The organism is Enterococcus sp. AZ103, from assembly GCF_051714685.1.
In the GTDB taxonomy this organism is placed as follows: domain Bacteria; phylum Bacillota; class Bacilli; order Lactobacillales; family Enterococcaceae; genus Enterococcus_A; species Enterococcus_A alishanensis.
Genome location: NZ_JBIOSI010000002.1, coordinates 715,089 through 738,288 on the forward strand (window position 1 = coordinate 715,089; position 23,200 = coordinate 738,288).

The following is a 23,200-nucleotide window of genomic DNA, read 5'->3' on the forward strand; positions in this document are numbered from 1 at the left end:
ATGGAGACGATCAATAGAAGTAAAAGAAAAACAATATAAAATGGAGGAAGATATTTGGAAGTAGATACTTTATTTTCCTTATCTTTCTCTTTTGAATAGTGTAGTCAGTATTATTTTGGATAAATGATGGTAATATTTTAGATGTTAGTAAGTCGTATCTTTTTTAGGATGACTGGAATAAAAAATCGTAGACCAATTATAACTAGTTTACTAATAGCAAACTGCTCCTAGATATATAAAATATAGCTAATTAAAATCAGTCTGGTATCAATAGAGTGGCCAGCTTAAAATCAAAGTATTTATCAAATATTGATTGGTCAATCTACAACCCTTCTACGGAGCAAATCCATAATACAGTAATATATACATAAACAAGCCGTATTTAACCATAATAAACGAAAAAAATGCGATGAATATTACCAAGAGAGATTTTATCATTGTACTTTGCTCTTTAAAGGTTTTGCTAAACAGTAATCTGAAAAAAATAGTGAGGAGTAGGAAGATTGAAAAGAAGTACCAGGAGCATTCGATATAAAAATAAAATTCATTATACAAAGTAAGTGAAGCACTGTGATTGAGAAGGTAGGTGCCAGTTTTTAAATAGTAGATTAAAAAAATTATTTGACTTACACTAGCTAAAATAAGAACGGGTTTAAATAATTTGGTCCTGTAAGAGGTCAGGCCTAGCAATAAACAGTATCCTACAGCAATAAGAATGACATAGCTTTTAAAAATTAAAAAACTAAAGGTGCCCATAGGTTCTCCTCCTCAAAGTTTCAGACTGTTAGTTTGCGCAAAATACATCTAACTGACAATAAAGACGATCGAATTAAAGAGTTACTATTTCTGGTTATTTGTTTTTTTGAGAATAAAATGCTGAAATAAGTGGTTATTTTTTTACTTTAATCAACAATGCTTATTAAACACCAAAAGGCTTTCAACGAATAAAAAACTGAAAGATTAGTTAAATATTTGCATGAATAAAAGTAGTCCCATAATCATTTTGATTCCGGCATCTATGGCAACCGTAGAATATATTGAGATTTCTTTTTTTTTAAATGAGATAAAACAATTTATTAATAACGCTGCTGACAAAATATAAGCGTAGATGGAAAAAAACGGAATAAAGTGGATGGCTACGGCAGTCAAGATTCCTATGATTAATTTTTTATCTCCTTTGTTTGATAAAATTTGAAAATAGAAATAAGCAGCGGCAATACCAACCACTAAAATAATTATTGACCAGATGCTAAAAAAGCTTTTTCCAGTATCAACATTTAATGCTTGTTTTAGCGCATCGTTATTCAATACCCCTAAGATACCTATCGTATACAAAATACCAAAACTGATCCAAGAGCCATTTAGGTTTTTTGTTTTGTAGTAAGTAAAATCAAAAGCAATCATCCCTAGACCGATCACAATTAAAAATAAACCAACAACTTGCATAGCACAGCTCCTTTATACAGTAACTTTACTTCATTATATCATATCCTAAAATGCAAATTTTCAGCTGCTATTGGTACAGTTAGTGCAATTGAGGGGGCCAGTTTATCTATAGACTCAATCTACTGTGGAAAAAAATAACAAAAAAACCAGCCACAAAAAAGTGACTAGTTGATCAATCTGAAAAATGATTGGACGTATTGTACGCTAAAACAATTTCAAAAAAGCTAGTATACCATTTTTATACATTTTGATATTCTAGGAACATGATTTCTCTTCCTTGAATTGAAATTTGTAAATCACTAAAAAAATTATAGCTAACTTGTGAATTGAGTTTGAATTGCTCAAAATTTGAATTAGAAACTTCTTTTGCATCATTTTCCGAATGGATTACGACCTTTTCAAAATTTTTTAGCTCGATATAAGTACCTACTTTTAAGTTGATTGTTAACATATGTATCCCCCTTATTATTTTGCCTGTTATTTTCTGTATTGTTATTATATGATATATTTTGTTAAATATGAATAGTTATTAAAAAACATTTTAACGCTTGTTAGGTAGATTTTTTGATTATTTGATAAATTCTTTGTTTTTTAGTGTTTATTATAAGGAGGAGTTGATTAATTATTAATAATATTTATGATTTTTCTAAAAAAACATCAATTTGTTTGTTATATCAATAAGAGATTTAAGTTTAACGAATTTAAGTTAAACAATTTTACAGTTTTCTATCGCAAGATTTTTTAGATAGGATCTAGGATAGCAAAACCCTACCATGGTGACGGATGAAGTTGAATAGCAGTTTTTTTGAGGTCATAGAATAAATGAGGTTTACTTATGCTTCATTAAAAACGTAAGATAAAAAGATTTTCGGTAGGCTATTTTTAGCCGAATGCTGCATAAAAAAGTTGCTATGCTATTTTCCTTACCCTATAGTATAGATAATATTAAGTGTCATCAGGAGGGCTATATTTGACGATTCAAAGAAGGTTATTTATTTCGAATATTTTGATGATTGTCATGCCAATTGTGGTGACATTAGCGGTTTTGGGAGCATTGATTTTAGCGTTTAATGAAAGCTTTGGCTCTGACTTTTTCCGCCAGTATCGTTCCAACGAAAAATTTGCCTATTTTCATGAGGGTATTGAACAGCTGCAAAAGAAACCTTCGACTGATGTGGCGGCAGAAGTGAAAGAATTACGAGAGGAATATGATAGTGAGCACCTGACGACTTTTCTTTATAATCGGCAAGGGGAATTGATTCAGAAAATTGGTAGCTTTTCCAATCAGGAGATGCCACAAGCCATGATTGCAAGTGATGCGCCTAATTCTCAATCACAGGATAATTTATTGTTAGTGAAATTTCAACTAGGGGATGAAACCCTCATTGCCGTTAATGATAATTATCATATTATGATTGAAGAGACGTTGGTGGACAACAAAAGTTTGATTATTTTTGTGGCGGTAGTTTGCGGAATTTTTGCGGTGAGCGCAATTATTTTTACGAATATTATGATGATTCGTTTTATTTACAAGCCCATCAATGAGGCCTTGGATCGATTAACTTCGGGAGTAAAACAGTTACGAGATGGAAATTTGGATTGGCGCGTGGATTATCAAAATCAAGACGAATTTTATCCAGTGGTGGAAAGTTTTAACCAGATGGCTGGTCAGATTGAACGCATGGTGGCGGAGCAAGAAAAAAATAGTGAAAATCGGAAAGAGCTGATTGCTGGTATTTCCCATGATTTGCGGACGCCATTGACAGCGATAAAAGCTTATGTAGAGGGATTACAGGCGGGTGTTGCTCAGACGCCAGTTAAAAAAAGTCGGTATTTAGCGACTATTTCTCAAAAGACTGATGAACTGAATCATCTAGTGGAACAGCTTTTTCTATTTTCAAAAATTGATATCGGAGAAATTCCGTTACATTTAAAAACTGTAAATTTAGGTGCATTTATCAGTCAATTTGTTACAAGTGTGCAAGATGAATATCGCGAGCGCCATTTAACGATGACCTTAGAAGTTAGCACTGCGAATGCTTATGTGGAAATTGATCAAGAACAGACCCGAAATGTCTTTATCAATATTTTGGAAAATACAATAAAATATGGTAATCAAACAGATAATCAAATGGTTATTAATCAATATATCGTCGGAAATCAGGCGGTGATTACTTTTAGCGACAATGGTCCCGGCGTGCCTCAAGCCCAGCTAGAAAATTTATTTGAAGTTTTTTATCGTGGAGATAAGGCGCGAACTGAACCAGAAAAGGGCAGTGGGCTTGGTTTAGCGATCGCCAAAAGAATGATTGAAGCCCAAGCTGGAAAGATTATTGCCAAAAATCGACAGAGTGGTGGATTGACGATTGAACTGACATTCCCGCTAGTATCGGAGGAGATTTATGACGAAAATATTAATTATTGAAGATGACGAAGCTATCGCTACAATTGAACAGGATTTTCTAGAAATTAACGGCTTTGAAACCGAGATTGTGACAGATGGGCATCAAGGTTTAAAAAAAGCTTTATCCAATGAATATGATTTATTGTTACTAGATGTTATGTTGCCGGGAATGGATGGCATCGAAATTATGAAGCGGATTCGTGATAAGGTCATGGTGCCGATTCTTTTAGTAACAGCCAAAGGGGATGAGCTAGATAAATTGCGGGGCTTAGGTTTGGGTGCTGACGATTATATCAGTAAACCTTTTTCGCCATCGGAATTGGTTGCTCGCGTCAAATCAAATTTGGCACAAGCTGAGCGTTTGAAAGCCAAAGGAGAAAAAAATACTAGTAAAATTCTTCAATTTGGTGAAATCGAGATTAGCCCTGATACCATGAAGGTTACAGTCGCTGGAGAAGTGGCCCAATTAAAACATAAAGAATTTGAATTATTGTTGTTTCTGATGGAGAATCCTGAACATGTTTTTAGTAAAGAAGCGATTTATGAGCGGATTTGGGGAATGGATGCTTTTGGCGATATTCGTACAGTGGCAGTTCATATTAACCGGCTGCGAGAAAAAATTGAAAAAAATCCATCTGAGCCACAACATATTCAAACCGTTTGGGGTGCAGGCTATCGATTTATGCCGTAGTTTAAAAGAGTTTATCTTTTGTTTAACAAATCGTGTCATCGAATTTACTTTTCTTTCTTATCTTATGTAAGACAATAAAAGAAAGAAGTGAGCCAATGAATCAACTCAATAACAACCTATTTTATGCAATCAATCATTTTGCCGGACAAGTGCAGGTGATTGATTGGTTTTTTATTATTGCCGCCAATTTTTCCCCGATTTTGTTAATTCTTTTCATTTTATATCGCTGTTTTTTCTCGAAGCAGTTGATAAATAATCGTCAGCGAATTTTTTTAGCCGGACTTTCTTTTGTTTTTGCAGAATTATTAGGAAAGATTGCTGGACTTTTATATAATCATCCGCAACCTTTCGTTCATTTGACAGGTGTTCATCAATTGGTTAATCATGCGGTGGATAATGCTTTCCCTAGCGATCATAGTCTCCTATTTTTTTCGATCATGAGTCTTTTATTTCTCACTAGCCAAAGTAAGTATCGCAGTTTGTATTTGATTTCGGCGATCCTTGTAGGGGTTGCGCGCATCTGGGTGGGGGTTCATTACCCAATCGATGTAGTTGCTGGTGGGTTGATTGGTTTTGTCAGCAGCGGTTGTATTTTATGGTTGAATCAAAAAAGCGCTTGGCTTGATTTAATTAATCATAAAATCAGTCATTTTCTGTTGCCAAAATTTTCTCAAAGGAGACATTAAAATGAAACTATCACAAAAACTAGCTCAAAAAATTGCCCATAAAAATTATTATGTCTTTGTATTTTCAGATAAAACAGCCGCGACAGAAAATTTAAAACCCGTCCTTAATCGTGAAGAAGCTTTTTTAAAGGGAGAAGTGCAACAATCGATTGTGATTATTGTGAAGAAAGAGGGCATTGTTTTTTGGGATTTTTAATCGGTTATATAGTAGTAGATATAAGCATACGCACATCTGATTATACAGATGTGCGTTCATTTTTTTTGACCACAATTAACGCCAATGAATGGGAACCTTCGAGCTTTTTAGATTTCCATAATCGATAACCATCATAGACCACAACGGAGAAATGATTCTTGGTTTTCAAAGCAAGATTCATTAATTGATTGATAATAGGTTGAGGCAGATTTCCGTTAATAATCAAGCTACCTTTGATTTTCCCAAGTTTTTCTTTTACGTGGGATAAGGTATGATCCAAATTTTTGTGTAAATCTTTTGAAGTGAAAAAGTTGATGATTCTATTTTTTTTAGTACCTAACAACAATTCCTCTTCAGTTAAAGGATTTTTAGCTTTATCTTGCATCATTGCAATATATTTTGTGATTTTTTTCAGCATCATCATCCACTCCTTTTACTAGTGTAATAGGATTCTAAAGGCTCCCTTTGAGGGAAGGTCAAGGGGAGGAGGAGTGAAAAAGTTGATTAATTAAAAATATAACGTCTTTTTATTATTCTATAAGTCGATCGTTCACAATGGAAATGCTATAAAAAAGGGTTCAATAATTTACTAAGTGATTAACTTAAATAACAAACTGTGAAAATAGTTTACCAAAAAAAGAAAAACCTTCATTTAAGAAAGTTTTTCTAACTATTTTTAATAATCCTCTTCCGAAAACTTCGTCTCTTGATATTCGCCCTCATCACCAAAATAACGATTGTAGCGTTGCTTAAACTTGCGGAATACAAAGACGACGACTAATTTGACCATTGAATAAATCGGAATCCCGAAGATTACTCCGACCACACCTAATAGGTCGCCCATCACTAGTAACACCACAAGAATAGTGACTGGATGGATCTTCAAACGATCGCCCATCACCCGTGGCACCACTAAGTCGCCGTGTAATAATTGAACAGCAAACCAGGCAATCACGAATTTTACCACCATAAAAGTTGAGATTTGGAAGGCGATAAATAATCCTGGAATGAAAGCTAAAAAGGCGCCAACATATGGAATGATACTTAAAATACCGGCTGCTAAAGCTAGGACGGTAGAATATTCCATGCCGATTAATAAGAAAACGCCCCAATAAATTAAGCCTAATAATAACGAGGCAATCACTTGTCCTTTCAAAAAAGCACCTAATTGTTGGTTGGCGATTTTGATTAAGGATTTGGTATCTTCACGGAATTTTGGTGGGGTAATTTGGATCACCGCTTGATATAGTTTTCTTGGGTCCTTGATTAAAAAGAAAGCAATAATCGGTCCAGTGAAAAGGGTAATTGCCACACTTGAAACGGCTGAGAAAATATTGCCGAGGCTTTGGGCGCCTTGTTGCCAGTTGTCACCGACAATCCCAGCGATATCTTTCCACCATTCATCGACAGACTCAAAGGCTTGTTCCGCCCAGTTTTTCAACGGTGTATTAGCCAAGATGTTTTCGATGGCTTTTTGGAAGTCGTTGATTAAGTTTGGGAAATTATTTGCCAAGTCACGACTTTGGTCTTCGATTACTGGGACCAATTGAAAGCCGCCGAATATTAATAACCCAAAAATAACTAGATAGGTTAAAGTAATACTCAAAGTTCGGGGAACACCATGCTTATTTAAAAAGTCCACTAAAGGATTTAGTAAATAATACAGCAGCAAGGCAAAGACCACCGGTGGTAAAATAGTTTGTAAAATAACTACAATTGGATGGAAAATAAAAGATACTTTTTGTAGTAATAAAATAGCTAATGCTAATAAAACGACTAGGCCTACAATATAATAAGAGGTTTTACCTCCTAAAAAAGCAATTAAAGGCTGGCGTTTTTTCTTCTCCATGTCATCACTCCTCAAATAGATTATAAATTTTTATAGAAGCTAAAGAAAGTAAAAGGATTGCATTAGTTAAATAAATTTGAAAAATAACTGGATTTAATTTTGATTTTTCATTTTGGATTCGTTAAAATGTGGTTAGGAGCTGAATCAATTAAAGCATAATCCTAAATTTTAGTGGTTATTTTTAATAAAATATTTCCGACTTCCATTGGTTATGGTATAAAAAGGAGGAGCTATATGAAGAAGAACAAATGGTTATGGTTATCATTGTCGGCGTTTGGGTTATTGGCTATTGGTGCACAGGCGGCTGATGCAGAAGAAGTAACACTTGCCAATACTTTGGTACCAATTTATCGGGTTTATAATCCGAATTCGGGAGAACATTTACACACGCTAGATTCAGGTGAACGAGATAACCTGATGGGTATCGGCTGGGTGTACGAAGGGATTAGTATGCAGATTGACGGTAGCGGGAATGATTTGTACCGCGTTTACAACCCTAATTCAGGGGAACATTTTTATACAAAAGATAGCGGCGAGCAACAAAATTTAGTCGCAAATGGTTGGCACGCTGAAGGTGTTGCTTGGAAAACACCAGAATCAGGTGAAGCAGTTTATCGGGTCTATAATCCTAATGCACGAGATGCAGGTAGCCACCATTATACTTTAGAAGCAAGTGAACGGGATGGTTTAGTTAGTCAAGGCTGGAAAAATGAAGGGACTTCTTGGTTTGTTTCCGGCGGCGCTTCAACAGTTACGACTAAAAGTTTTATCGCAGAAGTACCTTATGTGAGCCAATACGTCCCAGTAAAAGCACCATGGGGCTGTGCTTCAGCGGCTTTATCGATGATACTTGGATCAAAAGGGATCAATGCTGATCCGAAAACAATGCAAAATAACTTACCGATGTATCCGGCTAATCCTGATGGACAAAAGGGCGACGTATACACCGGTCAAGGCTTCGGCTGGGTTATCAAACCTAATGCACTAGCCACATATGGTCAAACGTTTGGCGGCAATACAGTCGATATTTCTGGGGAAAGTACGACCCAAATTATCAATCGCGTGTTAAGCGGACAACCAGTTTTATATTATGGTTTTTCATCTTACCAAGTCGATAGCGATACCAATCGCAATCATTGTAAAGTCATTGCTGGTTATCAAGATGGCAAATTTTTAGTCTATGATCCGTTGTACTATTCAGCAGATGATGGTGCAGGCAGCGGTGGTAAAAATATGAAGTACGATAATGGTGCTAGAGCATGGATCACGGTCGGTCAATACAACGCTGAAAAAGATGGTCGCGCAATTACAATTAATTAAGCAAAGAAAGCTGAACTTTTCATAATGAAAGGTTCAGCTTTTTTGTGATTGATCTATTTAATTATTTAATTCTAAAAACATGATTTCAGATCCTAAGATAGAGACATAGTTTTCCCCTTGGAAATTATAAGTAAGATTAGGCTGAAGTGTAAATTTATCAAAATCAGCCTTATTTAGCATTTTTCCCGACTCGTAACAGACATACTCGAATTTTTTGATTTCTACATAAGTACCTACTTTTAAATTGATGGTTAACATTTGTTCCACTCCCCGTATTGAATATGTAAAAAGTGTAACAAACTATAGTCAGTAAATACGTAAATTGATAACGCTTTCATAAGGGTTTGTGCAATCAAAAAAATTTTAAAAGTCTTTGAGATTACACTGAATTTAAACTTGTTTAATCGTAATGTCGACGGTAAATTGGTCGGGGGATTTATCAATCGTTAATGAAAAATCAGCGTACTTCCGACTAATCTTATTCAATTGAAACAAGCCCAGACCACTATGATTTTCTTTGCTAGAGTAATTTTTTTGGAGCAAAGTAGTGATGTTTGACTGGTTCAGGGTGGAGGGATTAGTCACCGTCATTTGCCAATTGGTTGCTGTATTTTGTAGTTCGACGTAAATATACTTTTGCGGTTCCATCACAGCTGCTTCAAGGGCATTGTTTAACACAATCGAAATGGAACGCGTCAATTCAATTTGAGAGATAGGAAGGTCCGTACCTTGGTCAAAAATCTTTAATTCTAGATAAATATGATCTTCTTCACAATGATTGATAAAATCAGACAATACGCCGCGAATCGCGGCATTTCGAATCTCAGTTAACTGTTTATAGCGATACTCTTTAAAATAGTCCTCTGAATCAGCCAAAGTTTGAAGCAAATAATCTTTTGCGCCAGATAGATCTTCGCTAGTTAAATATTCATTGAGACCTAATAAAATACCACGAAAATTATGTCGATACTCTCTAGCCAACTCGTAATTTTCCTGCTCCTCTTTCATGGAACGTTTTAAGGCTTTTAAATAGGCATTTTTTTGATAAACTTTGCTCCTTAAAGTAAAGACTGAAATAGTCTGAGTAGCAATCGAAAAAATCAAGAGCAGCTGTAAAAAAAGTAAGGTGAATGGTCCAAAAATCGAAAAAAAAGTGAGCAAAGTCATTAAAATAATAAATAGGATAAACAGACTGATACCTGATAGAAAAAATGATTTTGGCATCTCCTTTAGTGAGCCGACCACATGATATTTTTTGTCTAACTTAACCAAATAATGTGATAACACTAACAATAAACTCACTTGAATAAACGCTAGTAGCGACAGCGTTTTCCCAGAATTGAAATTGACGCCTATCATAATATATTCTGGGAGATAATAAGTGATCAGTCGGACAAACACGATTAAGGCATATTGAAAAATCAAGATCAATGCCGGCAGTAACCAATTAGACAAATAACGTTTCATCAATATTAATTCCAGTAGAAAAAGAAAATAAAAAATTAGAAAAGCCGAAATTTCTTGGCTTAATAAAGAGAAAAAAAAATTACCTAACCACAAAACATTAAGCAGATAGCTGGATTTTCTGGAAATAAACATTTGATCAATGAAAGTCCACAACAGTACAATGTTGCACAAAGAAGCCAGCGCCATCGAATTACCCGGAGACATCACTATTTTCCTCTCGTAAAAACTGCTGCACTTTTTTAGTACCCACCAAACCGATATCTAAAATTGTTTGATCGATGAATTGTACCAGACCGTCTGTGGAATATAGTTTTTCGATTTTATTGATATTTAAGATAAAAGACTTCAATTCTTTTATGAAAAAGGGACTTTTCAATTCTGTTTTTAAGGTTCTTAATTTACCAGGAACCAGGATCTCTTGCTGCTGATAACGCAAAGTAAGTGTATTTCTATGACTAGGAATAGTCGCTATGTAAAATATATCTGCTTCATTGATGATGGTTTTTTCACGCCCTTGATTGATGATAAGTTTAAGATGACTTCCGGCATCTTTTTGCGTATTTGTTACAAATTTTTGAAGAATCCGCGCTAAATCCTGCTGCACCAACCCCCGATTCTTATCTTTCACTAAGTAGCCTAAAGGAAGAATTTGACGATTGACAATTTCGATGGTTTTATCTTCAAAAGAAGTACAGAAAACAATGCCACATTCTCTATTTCTACCCCGAATAACCTCTGCTAAATCAATTCCCGTCAAATAAAAATTAAGATCAATATCAATAAAGAACAAATCAGTCGAATAAATATCCATTCTTTCGATTTCTTGAAAAAAGGTTCGTTCATTGAGCACCTCGACTATTTCAAAAGGATGGGCACTGGCAGAATGGATTAAATCAATGATTTTCTTTCTAAAGATAAACTGATCTTCAATTATAAAGATTCTCAAAAAATGACCCCCTAAGTATCTTGTATCAACAACATAGCATATGTTTGAAGCCGGTAAAGACATAAAGACCTTTATTTTAAAAAATTATCATTATTTCTAATTATTTTTAAGTTTCAGCTTAAAACGTCAAAATAGATATTTTGTTAGAAATATAAGCAATAATTTCCTAAATGAGAAGCACTAAATAGGTATTTTCTACCATAAAGGCCTTCTTGGCTAATGGTTAATTGAAATGATTTTGGCTAAAAATATTTATAACAATTTTTTTATTTTTTTGAAGTAAATAAAAATTGAATTAGTAAAACTGAGAGATTTTATTATAAACAAATAAAATAATCATGAAAAGGAAAATCGCTGCCAGCAAAATTTAACCCATTTTAAAGCAAATATTTTTTTATCCTAGCCAAAAAATTGCAGAAAATATTATTTTAAATAAATATCCAATAAAAATGATTTATCCTGCAAAGTAAAATTGGTTAAATATTTTTTTGGACTTTTTTTCAAAAACTTTCGTTATTAGATGTAAGAGGAAAAAATGAGGAGAAAAACTTATGAAAAAGCATCTCTTCACTTGCCGTCAACTATTTAATCGTGATTATCAAAAAATCCAACGACAAGTGACTAAGTATTATCAGCATACGATGAATTTTGCCTTGTGCTTGAAATTTGCGGAGGCATTACTTATTAGACGGGCATTAGCAGCGGATAAGTTAGACTTGCCATTGTATCCCGTGGTTAGGGAAATTTATTTTAATCAACCGGCTACGCCAAAGTTGGCGGTTTCGATCTATCAATTCGGAGAATATTTCACCGCAGGAGAATGGCATTTGTTAATGGAAAAGTACCGTCAATTGGTGCGTTTATATATCTTTGTCAAAATCCTCGGGGAAATTTTGAAAAAAAGGGATCGACAAGCTTTATTTTTAAGCGGATAGGACTTTATATTAACGATTAAAATAACAAACAGAAACAATTATTTTATTTTAGAGATATAATTTTCAAAAGAATATCAATTTCAAAAAAATAAAACATTTACAGACAAACCATCATAAAAATGCGCTAAATCAAATAATTTTACTTTTAATAGAATAATTTATGTATTTTTGTCAGGGAGGATTTGCTATAATTAAACTAAATGAACTGAGAGGGAAGGAGCAAAAATAATGATAAAAAAACATTATCATCATTTAGTTACTCATAGCAAAAAATTCATCCAAGTCAGTGCAGGAATCTTATTAGTCAGCCAAATAGCTTTAGGGAGTTTGCCGGTATATGCGGAAGAAGATACAAGTAATCAAGTAGGAACAGGAAGTTTAATGAATAAATCTTTGAAATTAGGAATGCTGCGAACGCCTATCACGCTGCAAGTGGCGGAACCAATCGCGACAGAAGCTGGATTAGTTACGGCAATTGCAAATGCTACAGGTGGTACTGTAGAGCATCCTGTGGAGATTATTTTAGGTGATGCGATTAATTTAGTTAATGGAATTGCTGTGTCAGGAAGTGATCGTCATATTTTGCTGAAACCAGAAAGTGGAAATACTAAGATAACGAGAGGGAGTAATGCAGTATTCGTAGTTTATAATAATGCCAGTTTGACGCTGGAAGATGTGACGTTAGATGGTGAGGATACAGTAAGTGACGGTTCACTAATTTATGTTGACAGTAATGGAACACTTAATTTGAATAATGGTAGTAAGGTTACGAGAGGAAATAGTGGGGTAAGTGGTGGCGGAGGTATATTTGCTAGTAATGCCACAGTGAACATAAATGGTGGAACAATTAGTGAAAATAAATCAGAAGGTTTTTACGGTGGAGGTATTCATGCTCGTTCCTCCACAATAAATGTAAATAGTGGAAGCATCCGCGATAATAGCTCAAACCAGCACGGCGGAGGAATATATGTAGATACTTCTATAATAAACATGAATGGCGGTCAAATTGTCGACAACAAAGTCACGGATTCTAGTTACAATGGCAACAATATCTACTTAAGTGGAAGTGACCCAAGTAATCAAGCAACACTAAACACAACCAATGGCGTTATCTACAATGAAAAAATTAGTGGTATAGATTCAATTTACAAAGCAGATAACTTCTCAAATTGGGATGGTCCAAAAGAAAAAGCGATTGTGATTGAAAGAAACAAAACTAAAGAGATTTATGATATTGGGACAAAAGAAGACCTGGTAGTAACCCCTGATACTACGTAATCTTATTCACCAACCGTAAACTGGGCATACCGCAACGGCGTCTCAGGAATCGCTTATCAAAATGATGACAACTCAGGTTTCTTTGAAGTAGATGGTGTCACAGTGAATCGAAAAACTGTCGACAGTGGTCAGTTGACTGGAGATTCTGCTAATTTTACTTATAATGGTCAACCTCAAGGGATTAGTGAAAGCGATATTGAAGGCTATAACCAACAGGATTTTGGCGCAATAACCCTCAAATATGCCGATGCTGGAAGTAATAATTATCGTGATGAGATGCCAACTCAAGTAGGAGAATACCAAGCAAAATTTGAGACAGCTGGTGGGGATATTTATCAAGCTTACCAGTCGACAGACGCCATCACATTTTCCATCAATAAAGCTACACCGACAAAAAGTGACTTTACCTATCCAACCACCACCAATATTGCTTATCGCAGTGAAGGTTGGAACATTAACAATCAAATTAAACCAAAAGATACGACTTTAACCAATTATAAAGTGAGATATGTCAAAGATGGTCGAGTGACAGCGACTATGAAAGAAGCCGGCACTTATCAGATTAAGATCATTGTTGGTGAGAATACGAATTTTAACAGCGCTAATTTTATTACTAACGGAAAAGTTACCATAGCAGATAAACCTCAACCAGTAGCAACAGACTTCAAAGGAACGATTGAAGAAAATTATGTCTACAACGACGCACAACCAATCATTGAAATCACTAGCGACATCCCAGAATTAGGGGAAATCGACACTATCATCAAGCAAGATGGAAATGAGTCTACTTCTACCAATGTTGGTGAATACCAAGTCTATGCTCGGACAAAGGAAACCGAAAACTACGGGGCAGCCGATGTTTTATTAGGAAGCTTCACTATCAGTGAGAAACCACTAGCAGTGACGGTGGAAGATGTTACCCTCCAACAAGGAGAAGCTTTACCAGAAGCAACAATTAATTATGATGGATTTGTGGCAGGGCAAACACAAACTGATTTATTCAGCACGTTACCTTCTGCCAACTACGAAAGTGATGGAAAAACAGCGGGAACATTTTGCATCACTTTGAATCCCGGTATCAAAACAGAAATAGTCAATAATTACGCAGTGACCTATGGTTCAGGAAGTTTGATCGTTAAGGAACAGACTATTCCAGAACCAAGTGATCCAGATCGATTACCCCTTTATCGTGTTTACAACAAAAACAACGGCGAACATTTATATACTTTGAGCCAGTCAGAAGCTCAAGGCTTAATCAATAAAGGTTGGCAAGACGAAGGCATTGGCTGGTATGGTGGAGAAAAAACTGGGAAAGTAGCATATCGTTTGTACAATCCAAACTCTGGTGAACATTTCTATACTTTAGACCAAGGAGAATATGATTCAGTGGGAGAAGCTGGCTGGAATAAAGAAGGCATTGCATTCTATGCATCAGAAGATACAGAAATTCCGATCTATCGTGTATTTAATCCGAATGCGCAAGATGCGGGATCTCATCATTATACGTTGAGTACAACTGAAAATACTGGTTTAGTTCGTGAAGGTTGGCGCTCTGAGGGTGTTGGGTTTTACGGGAAGTAAATACAAAAGTGAACCTCTAATTATTTTACGATAATCAAGAGTTGATTTGAAAGGGAATAGATCTCTCAACATTTCTGATCAGGTGCGTTTATCAATAGACCAATACAAGCAGTTAGACAACTCTCTTGTCTAACTGCTTGTTTGTTGTTGTTTAAAAATCTAGCACACAATTCAAGTACATCAATAATTATTATCCGTTGCATATTGATAAGCTATCTTTTCAAAAATTAGTTGGAATACTTTAGGATATTAAATATCTATTAAAAATAACTGGAGAGAATTATTGAATGTCTCTCACTTTTCAATAACTTAAAAGAAAGTACCCCACGGTGCTTCAGTTCGTTTTTGTCCGTCGCTTTTTCCGGTGGCGAGATAGCCGAAGGTGCCATCTTGGCGAATCTGTCTCAGCCAAACATAGCCGTTTTCGTGAGCGAGGGCATCGTATTTGAGGACTTCGCCGGCTTTTAATGTCGCAATTTTCAAGGCATTTGTCGTAGGTGCGCAGCGTAAATGAATAGCGCTGTGGAGTTTGAAATGCCCGGGTTCACTGATGCCCCATTGGAGATCTTTTAGTGGTTCCCCGGTGAAATAATTAAGATTCTTTTGCCCAGTTAAACGATTGAGATCCAGATCTCCGTTATATCCGTTCAACCGTCCACGGCTAGTATATTGGTGGAGGTCGTATCTTTGTGTGACTGACGGATTGACCCCTTGATAAGTTCCAGTGTCTCGTCCGTAAGTTGGCAACCAGATACCGTCAAAGTTTTCGGTGACGAGATTTAGTTGTTTGTACAGGTGATGCCCGATATAAGCCCCCACTTTTGCGCCAGTTAAATCTTTTAATTTTCGACGAAAGGCCTCCACACCACCTCGCATATCTGCCATCGTCACTTCTTCTACATCCAACCAGTAAAATGTTGGCTGAAATTCTTTTGCTCGTTGATAAAAAGTCTGTGCTTCGTGTTCCATATCGTGATGGTTGATCCCACGGACAAAGGCGTAGACCGCCACTGGAATACCGCAGGCTTGGAAATTTTTGATATGGCTAACGTAGTGTTTGTCTAAATAAGCCGAGCCGTATTGTATGCGGACGATTACATGGTCGATCTGTTTGGCTAAAGCGGCGTAATTCATTTTGGCTGGGACTTGCCATTCGCTGATGTCGATAATTAATGGTTTCATATTATTCCTTCTTTCTTAATTTGGGTCACTAGTCAAAGCGTTGTAATGCCATTTAAAAGCTTCCGTGAAATATGTTTGCGAGAATTTATTCAAGGGAAGCTGCTGACAATCTCGTGGTAAGGCCAACAAAATAGTTTGCAAAAAAGGGGAGTGTCCACAATCAGGCAGATTCTTTTTTAAGTCGGTCAATTCCCGTGGACAAAAGGCAAAATCCCTTCGCATCACAGCAAATAGCAGCAAAGCCTCCAAGCTCAACCATCTCAAACTCCTTTTCCGTAAAGTCGAAACAATCAACGGTCCTTGTTCAAACTCAATCAAAGTCTGATGGGGGTTTTCATGGATTTGATAAATTTTCAAAGGGTTCAACCAAATCGCCGCTCCCCACGGACTCTCCAGTGGAACTAAAAGTTGATGCCCATCAGTCATCGGGACTTTGTATTGGGGAAACTGCTGAAACTTTCGAACGGTTTTACAGACGATATGATAATCTAAGAAACTATCACGAAAAAAATGCTCATACAATACTTTGAAGCTTTTTTGACTAGTGAAAGCGAGCGTGTCGTTACATAAAAACAAAGTGTCTAAACTATTTGGCACAGGCAACACAGCGTGGATCTCACACCGGTTATTTTGGTGAAAAAGGGTGGCTTTCTCAAGATAGAAATCCCACACAGGACTGGCAATATTGCAATCCAAAATGTCAGTATTACAACTGCCATAGGGTCCATTTTTCATTGATTGATCAACTCCTTTAGGTTTGTTATAGAAGTTACTAAACACTTTTTTGGCAAGACATATCAGGTAAGAATACTAAGAATTTAGCAAGTTCTAAATTAGGAAAAGGCGGCAATCGCTTCTAAATTATGAGTACCCGGCCGGAGAAAATAATTACAGGAGGCATTGTGGAAAGAGCAGAAATCGAAACAGCCCTAAAAAATTACCAAGGTCTATTTCACAAGGTATTACATGTCAGTCGCGTGTATCCCTTCAGTCCCGATTACGAAGATTATTTCCAACAGTTGCAGCTGGCATTCTTTCAGCGTTGTTTAACCCGAGAAGAAGTTAATTTGCCAGAAATGTTCCGTTATTTATGTTGGCAAGTCAGAGACCATCAGCGGAAAAATTTGCGTCAGCAAAAGATTAAAGAACGAAGCTATGACCGATACCAAGAACCCATCAATAATCCTGAAGCTGAAAGCCAATTAAAGTTATTTTTAACCATCAATTGGCCCAAGCTTTCTCGTGGTGAACAAATATTTTTAAAAGAACGCTGGTTGGCTGGGCGTAGTATCCAAGAAATCGCCGACCAATATCAGGTTAGCCGCAGCACCATTTTTTACTGGCGCAAACAACTAGCCAAACGACTAGGATCTTACTTTTATGAAGATTAAAAAAATGAGCTGATATCAGCATTTTTCTAAGAAATAATCCTTAATAAACTAAAATTCGTAAAAATTCTTAGGGAATAAAAAAAGGATAGCCACGCCTATTGTCAGATCGTTGCGGAAATTGATTTACTGTCATGAAAATCGTTTTAAAAGATAACTAAAACGAACTGAAAAAATAAACGGAATAAGATGAGGATAGATGAAAAGGAGGTGAGTAATTATAGATAATTTAGTTCATGCTGAATTACTGAGTGAGGTTTTTTGCTTAAGCTTCTCAAAAATAACAGATGAATGATTAAACAAGTGAAAAATACTCATAAGAATCAGCTGAGGTTAACCAATCTAACTGGTACTTTTTCAAGTAAAATTTTTAGTTTTTTCTTAGATATCAGGTGTAAAAAAATTTTGAAAAGTATCAAGAGGAAAAAATAAATATGTGGGATAAGGGGAGTGGCACACTTATTAATAAATATTTTTTGCTGGGAAATAGCTAGTAGAGATCTCGATCACATACGATCGAGGTCTTTTTTTTTGATAAATTCTTAAAAAACAAACGATTACGTTATATATTTATCCCTATTTAGTTTTTTTAAGATTGTTTGAGGTTCAAAGTAATCCACAAGACCCACCGATTATGAAGTCTCGTTTTAAACGTAATAATAAATCTTTATTTTGAATATATTTTTTGCTTTTTTGTCTAAAATGAAGAGATTAATTATTTATTTAATTAATTATACCGATTATTTAAAAGGTTTATTTTTTTATTTCTGACAACATTTTATTACAATTCGATACCGATATTCCATAAATATTGGTTTAAAAGGATATTTTATGTCGTTATATATTACAAAATATTTTATTTATTTTGAATAATTAATAAATGGATGTTATAATTATAATATAAAAATTACATTAGTTTTTTTGAACATCTTTCCTAAGATGGGAGATGCTTTTTAAAAACGGGGGGGATTAGAATGAACACGCAAAGAAAGAGAAAATATTGGAAAGGGATGCTTTATTCAACGACATTGATTGCCATGTTAGGAACGCCTGTCAGTGCCCTTGCAGCTGTGACTCAAAATATTCAATCAGAGAAGCTAGCAAATGATCAAAGTGAAAGTGGTGAACTTCCGCAAGCTTACACTGATTATGTTAATGCTTATAATGATTATAAAACGAAAAAAGAGACTTACGAAAGCTACACTACTGAAGAAAATTCCTTATATGCAAAAGCTGCTGAAGCCAAAAAGATTTATGAGGAGCAATTGACTAAACTTAAGGAGGCAGAAGACGAATATCTTGGTCTAAAGGGAGCCTATGAGGAAGCTAGGGGAAATTATGATGATATTGAAGAATAATTTAATTTGCTTAACAAACAATATACGGAAATGAATCCTGAATATAAGGCTGCCAAAGATGCTTATGAAGGTTTAATAGCGCCATTTGAAGATGCAAAATCAACCTTGCAAACGCAAGAAGGTCAATATTTAGCGGCTTTACAGGAATATAATAATTTAAAAGCTAGTGTAGCAGAAGGAAGCGATTTGCAAAACGCTTTTCAGACAGCCGAAGCTATCTATAAAATAAAATTAAGTGATTATAAGGATGCTAAAAAAGCTTATGAAAAGAAGCAAAGTGATTATAAAGGTTTAGTGACTGATTATAATAAACTATTAGGCGAATACCAGATAAGTCAAGGACGTTATCAATCGAACCTTTCTGACTATAATGGAAAAAAAGGGCTGTACGAAAAAGCATTAGCAGAATATAATCAAGCTTTAGGGGAACAAGCTGAACTCAATGCTAAAGTGGCTGAGCTCAATCAGACTTATCAAAGCAGCTTAGCGGCTTATACTTCCATAAAAGAGGGTTATGAGGGGGAATACGATGACCTAGCGAACCTTAAGGATTCTTATCAGGTTCAAATGGAGAATTATGATAGAGAACTATCTGGTTTAGAAGGTCAAATTGGTGAGTATAATCGCCAAATTGCCGGATACAATCAGTTGAGGGACGGCTATTTAAAGACTAAACAAGCATATGAAGATATCGTTGCTACTTATCAATCAACCACTGGAAAAATCGAAGCATTATTACCAGTTTATGAAAAGAATACAGCTGACTATAATCAGGCTCAGGCTGCTTATCAAAAAGAAGCAGAAGCTTATAATTCAGATAAAAGGTCTTATGATGAAAACAAGCTTGCTTATGAGAAACAGTTAAGCGCTTTCGAGACTGATGCGGCTATTTATGCGGCTAATCGAGATGCAGCGCAAAAAATTTTAGACCAGTACGCTAAAGGCGATGCCGAATATGAAAGCGCTTATGCAGTCTATATTGAAAATGTTAAATTATATGATCAGACTGTTGAAAAGCATAAACCGGTTAAAGCAGCGTATGATCAATTAGTAGCTGAATTTACGACTACCCAAACGAACTATGATAAAGCTACTGAAAGCTTCACCGCCTTAGAAAATCAATATGTAAGTCTTAAAAGAGAATATGATAATCTAAATGCGCAAAAACAATCTGCTGAATCAAGCTATGAAACACTAAAATCAAACTATCAAACGGCTTCTGATCAATATTCTAAGGTTAAAAATGAACATGCCCGAATTCAAAAACTGCTTAATGAGCTGACAACTGAGAAAAATCGAGTCTCTGGTCTATATGATGCTTTAGTAAATTCTTATAATGAAATAAACGCTAAAATTCCTACAAACTACCCAGAAGTTAAGGCAGCCTACGAAAAAGCAAAAAGTGATCATGGAGCAGCAATGGCAGAATACGCTATCGCCAAAGAAAAAGTTAAGAGTTTGACCGGCACGAAAACCAATTTGGAAGCAGACATACTGGTTTTAAATACAGTCCTTGGTGAATTGACTACAGAGTTAGGTCTATTAAATACAGAAATGGGAGAGGTAAAAAAGGCGAAAACTGAACTTGAAGAGCAGTTAGAAGATCATTCAGATGAATATTTGATAGTTCATGGACAGTTTACTGAAGTTTACAACTTGTTTAAAGAGGCAACAAGGGCACGAGATGCTGTGCTTGATCAAGTAAAAATTGCAGAAGATGAATTACCAATAATTGAGGACCAATACGAAGATCTAAAAATAGCACACGGAAAATTAACGGAACAATATAATGATGCTCAGGCAAAATACAACAAGGCATTATCACTTTATGGCCCAATTGAGGCTCAAAAGGAGCAATTAGAGGAACTTCTAACAGATTTAGGCAATAAAATTAATGACCCGGATGGTCTGAAAGACAAATTGGATGCTGCAAATAATTATTATGAAAATGATTTAAACGATGAGCTTGAAAAAGCAAATGATCTCTATCAAACAGCTTTAACCGAAATCGAAAGCTTCAATAATGATGCTAACGCGGCTGACATGAAACAAGCTTATAAAGCAGCTGAAGCAGCTCATAAGAATATGATGGATCTACAACCAGCTGCTATCTTGGCTATTCAACAATACAATGAAGACATCGAGAGTGCTACCGGAGATATTACGCGAGCTTATGAAGCCGCTGTCGCAGCTATGGGAGTAATTAATGAAACAACTTTCAAACCTTTGATGGAGTTTATTGATACTTATCCGATTAACACTGAGATTCTAATAAACCAAACGATTAATCAGGATACTGTTGATGATGACGCCCAACTAGCTGCATATGAAGATTTAGTTTCAGAATTAAAAACGTGGTGGCCAGAGTATCAAAAGGTATTAGTATCAAGTAAAGAAGTATTTGATGAACAAATAAAAATCATCAAGAAATATCAAACTGACTATAATGCCGTCCTACCTGAAGACAAAGATCCGTTCGATCTAACTGATTTCATTACTGATGCTGAAAAGTTGTTTGTTACTACTGACACAAGTGATACTAACTTGACGGATCTGCAGGCGTATCTTAAAGTAGTAGCCAGGCTGAAAGAATATTTAGTGGAGTTTAAGATTTATCATGATAAGGCTGAGGCACTAATTACAGACGACTATGAGCCATATAAAAAAGCAAAAGCTTTCATTAACGCTACCGCACTTACGGAAAATGGACAGCCTATTGCTGGTAAAGATTACTTTGATTTTACTGGTTTAGGAATAGAGGGTCTGGGTGAAGTTAAGACCGAGGACGATTGGAACAACATGTTAGCCAAGTATGCAAGTACCCGAGCTGAAATTTCAGCTGACCTAGAAGGTTGGCAAAATCAGATGAGTATTGATGGTGATGCATTCATGGCGGTTAAAATAGATTTCAGAGCTGACCTTGACAATATTATTGAAGGAACAGGGGTTAAATTTCTTAAAAGCAGTTTGCCTAACAATGAAAATAATGCCAGCGCCTATATATTTCCTGGTTTATATAAAACAGCGTTTGAAGATAACACTCAAGCTACTCTTGACTCGTTTAATACTTGTCTGGCGAATGGACTTATACGGGCTACTAGCGGCTTGTCTGAGGCTGAGAAAGAGGAAATTCGTGAGGACCCTTTTGGATATTGGGAAACTAATTATTCATGGGATGAAGAATCTCCCTATACCTATTTTCTACTAAACGATAACTTTCCATCAGCAGATCCCCAGATAACAAAAGCGCTGGAAGGGGAACCTGCACTGCGCCTGAACCCGCAATTGAAATTAACACCGATGAGCGTGGAGCAACCGACTTTGGCGATTCCTGAACCGGATGCGCTAAGCCCACTAAGTCTACCTGCTGAGTTAGGCTCAGTCGAGATGGAAGATTTAGATACTGCTCTTAGTGTACCTAGCGTAACCGACCTTAAACCAGAAGCACTTCCTATTTTGCCGACAGTTGAAGACTTATCGGTTAAACCAGTTGAGAACATCGATATTACTAATGAAGAAGTGACACCAATTGACGTAACACTACCAGAACTAGAAACAATGACTGATGTTGGCAAAACAGAATTGGACGTTGGTGACCCTGGAACTAATGAGGATCCAAAAAATGCTGATGGTACGATTAACGAGATCCCTGAGCCAGTTTTACCGCCAACCTTTGATGAGTCGACAGCTTTTGATGATGTGAAAAAACCAGATCTATTTGATCCAACACCAATTAATCAACTTAAAGATCCCGGTGAAGGTGTTGTGTTAGAAGGGAAGAAAGATTATGAAATCACTTCGTCAGCTGAGCCGGTGAAAATTACTATGATCAAACCAAGTGAACCAACATCGATACCACAAATTGATCCACCAGTAATTAAACCAGTGAAGGATCCAAACAAAGATCCGAGAGATAATCGCATCTCAGGTGTGCAAGTAACCAACAATAATTTACCATCAACTAGTAACAAAAGGACCTTGCCACAAACCAACGATATCAGTAATCCATGGTATCAAGCACTAGGTGCCAGCATCATCGGCGCTCTTGGCTTTAGCGGATGGAAAAAACGTAAAAAAGCCAAAGCCGATAAAGATTAGTTAGCTACATTGGGGAGGACAGTTGTCAGCTATACCTCCCCGTTAGCTGACAATCTGTGAAGAACCAAACCAATGGAACTATATATATTTTTCTTTCTTTGGAAGCCTAAGCAGTTTTAGTCATAAGCTGTTTAGGCTTTTTTTATATTAGCTAAATTTATATTTTAAAAATAGTATTATTTATACAGATGACTTTGGTAAAAAGGTCGAGGTTTCATGGTTAAATGAATCGATTCCTAATCACTAGACTTATTTTTAAATAGTGCAATTCCGAAGTACTAAAGTGTTATTTTTTTGCAACAAAAATGACCAATCTATTATTTTTTTAAAAAAAATTTTTGATTGTAATTTCAAGCTATTAAATTCCGTTAAAAA

20 protein-coding genes are annotated in these 23,200 nt (G+C 35.8%); 11 read left to right on the plus strand and 9 right to left on the minus strand.

Features of this window, described 5'->3' with window-relative positions; translation table 11 throughout:
- Window positions 1-960 precede the first annotated feature (960 nt).
- Complete coding sequence (locus tag ID741_RS18055) at window positions 961-1,446, minus strand: DUF6609 family protein (RefSeq protein WP_438721064.1); 486 nt, start codon at window positions 1,444-1,446, stop codon at window positions 961-963.
- Between the two features lie 238 nt (window positions 1,447-1,684).
- On the minus strand, window positions 1,685-1,897 hold the full coding sequence (locus ID741_RS18060; RefSeq protein WP_438721066.1) for a hypothetical protein: 213 nt from the start codon (window positions 1,895-1,897) through the stop codon (window positions 1,685-1,687).
- Window positions 1,898-2,416: 519 nt separating this feature from the next.
- On the opposite strand from ID741_RS18060, the gene ID741_RS18065 reads away from it, so the two are divergent.
- The 4 genes from ID741_RS18065 to ID741_RS18080 all read left to right on the plus strand — a co-directional run bounded on the left by ID741_RS18065 (window position 2,417) and on the right by ID741_RS18080 (window position 5,423).
- Window positions 2,417-3,871 (plus strand): sensor histidine kinase, encoded by a 1,455-nt coding sequence (locus ID741_RS18065; protein WP_438721067.1) that lies wholly within the window; start codon window positions 2,417-2,419, stop codon window positions 3,869-3,871.
- The gene (locus ID741_RS18070) at window positions 3,849-4,541 is read left to right on the plus strand and encodes a response regulator transcription factor (RefSeq protein WP_438721068.1); all 693 of its coding nucleotides are present in this window, start codon (window positions 3,849-3,851) and stop codon (window positions 4,539-4,541) included. Before ID741_RS18065 ends, ID741_RS18070 begins: the two co-directional genes overlap by 23 nt.
- 95 nt (window positions 4,542-4,636) lie before the next feature.
- Window positions 4,637-5,227 carry an undecaprenyl-diphosphatase gene (locus tag ID741_RS18075; protein ID WP_438721069.1) on the plus strand — a complete coding sequence of 197 codons (591 nt, stop codon included), beginning with the start codon at window positions 4,637-4,639 and terminating at the stop codon, window positions 5,225-5,227.
- Window position 5,228: 1 nt separating this feature from the next.
- A complete protein-coding gene (locus tag ID741_RS18080; RefSeq protein WP_438721070.1) occupies window positions 5,229-5,423 on the plus strand; it encodes a hypothetical protein in 195 nt (64 codons plus the stop codon).
- A gap of 40 nt (window positions 5,424-5,463) precedes the next feature.
- On the opposite strand, the gene ID741_RS18085 is transcribed toward ID741_RS18080, so the two are convergent.
- Entirely contained in the window at window positions 5,464-5,841 is a 378-nt protein-coding gene (locus tag ID741_RS18085) for a DUF1694 domain-containing protein (RefSeq protein ID WP_438721071.1), read from the minus strand.
- 258 nt (window positions 5,842-6,099) lie between these two features.
- A complete protein-coding gene (locus ID741_RS18090; RefSeq protein WP_438721072.1) occupies window positions 6,100-7,272 on the minus strand; it encodes an AI-2E family transporter in 1,173 nt (390 codons plus the stop codon).
- 234 nt (window positions 7,273-7,506) lie between these two features.
- On the opposite strand from ID741_RS18090, the gene ID741_RS18095 reads away from it, so the two are divergent.
- Complete coding sequence (locus ID741_RS18095) at window positions 7,507-8,592, plus strand: C39 family peptidase (protein ID WP_438721073.1); 1,086 nt, start codon at window positions 7,507-7,509, stop codon at window positions 8,590-8,592.
- 57 nt (window positions 8,593-8,649) lie between these two features.
- Here the strand turns inward: ID741_RS18095 and ID741_RS18100 are convergent, their stop codons facing one another.
- The 3 genes from ID741_RS18100 to ID741_RS18110 all read right to left on the minus strand — a co-directional run bounded on the left by ID741_RS18100 (window position 8,650) and on the right by ID741_RS18110 (window position 11,005).
- Window positions 8,650-8,850 carry a hypothetical protein gene (locus tag ID741_RS18100; protein ID WP_218327270.1) on the minus strand — a complete coding sequence of 67 codons (201 nt, stop codon included), beginning with the start codon at window positions 8,848-8,850 and terminating at the stop codon, window positions 8,650-8,652.
- Window positions 8,851-8,982: 132 nt separating this feature from the next.
- Entirely contained in the window at window positions 8,983-10,059 is a 1,077-nt protein-coding gene (locus ID741_RS18105; protein ID WP_218327269.1) for a GHKL domain-containing protein, read from the minus strand.
- Between the two features lie 190 nt (window positions 10,060-10,249).
- Entirely contained in the window at window positions 10,250-11,005 is a 756-nt protein-coding gene (locus tag ID741_RS18110; protein ID WP_218327268.1) for a LytR/AlgR family response regulator transcription factor, read from the minus strand.
- 551 nt (window positions 11,006-11,556) lie between these two features.
- Here ID741_RS18110 and ID741_RS18115 point away from each other — a divergent pair.
- The 3 genes from ID741_RS18115 to ID741_RS18125 all read left to right on the plus strand — a co-directional run bounded on the left by ID741_RS18115 (window position 11,557) and on the right by ID741_RS18125 (window position 14,799).
- Complete coding sequence (locus ID741_RS18115; protein ID WP_438721074.1) at window positions 11,557-11,940, plus strand: hypothetical protein; 384 nt, start codon at window positions 11,557-11,559, stop codon at window positions 11,938-11,940.
- A gap of 228 nt (window positions 11,941-12,168) precedes the next feature.
- A complete protein-coding gene (locus ID741_RS18120; protein WP_438721075.1) occupies window positions 12,169-13,218 on the plus strand; it encodes a hypothetical protein in 1,050 nt (349 codons plus the stop codon).
- 102 nt (window positions 13,219-13,320) lie between these two features.
- Window positions 13,321-14,799 carry an MBG domain-containing protein gene (locus ID741_RS18125; protein ID WP_438721077.1) on the plus strand — a complete coding sequence of 493 codons (1,479 nt, stop codon included), beginning with the start codon at window positions 13,321-13,323 and terminating at the stop codon, window positions 14,797-14,799.
- Window positions 14,800-15,108: 309 nt separating this feature from the next.
- Here the strand turns inward: ID741_RS18125 and ID741_RS18130 are convergent, their stop codons facing one another.
- Entirely contained in the window at window positions 15,109-15,981 is an 873-nt protein-coding gene (locus ID741_RS18130; protein WP_438721078.1) for a GH25 family lysozyme, read from the minus strand.
- 15 nt (window positions 15,982-15,996) lie between these two features.
- A complete protein-coding gene (locus ID741_RS18135; protein ID WP_438721079.1) occupies window positions 15,997-16,716 on the minus strand; it encodes a hypothetical protein in 720 nt (239 codons plus the stop codon).
- Between the two features lie 167 nt (window positions 16,717-16,883).
- On the opposite strand from ID741_RS18135, the gene ID741_RS18140 reads away from it, so the two are divergent.
- The 3 genes from ID741_RS18140 (at window position 16,884) to ID741_RS18150 (ending at window position 22,825) form a co-directional block, all read left to right on the plus strand.
- Window positions 16,884-17,372, plus strand: coding sequence for a helix-turn-helix domain-containing protein (locus ID741_RS18140; RefSeq protein ID WP_438721080.1), 489 nt, complete (start codon window positions 16,884-16,886; stop codon window positions 17,370-17,372).
- Window positions 17,373-18,343: 971 nt separating this feature from the next.
- Window positions 18,344-18,727, plus strand: coding sequence for a hypothetical protein (locus ID741_RS18145; RefSeq protein WP_438721081.1), 384 nt, complete (start codon window positions 18,344-18,346; stop codon window positions 18,725-18,727).
- 6 nt (window positions 18,728-18,733) lie between these two features.
- Window positions 18,734-22,825: an LPXTG cell wall anchor domain-containing protein gene (locus tag ID741_RS18150; RefSeq protein WP_438721082.1), complete on the plus strand. Its 4,092-nt coding sequence runs from the start codon at window positions 18,734-18,736 to the stop codon at window positions 22,823-22,825.
- Window positions 22,826-23,200 lie beyond the last annotated feature (375 nt).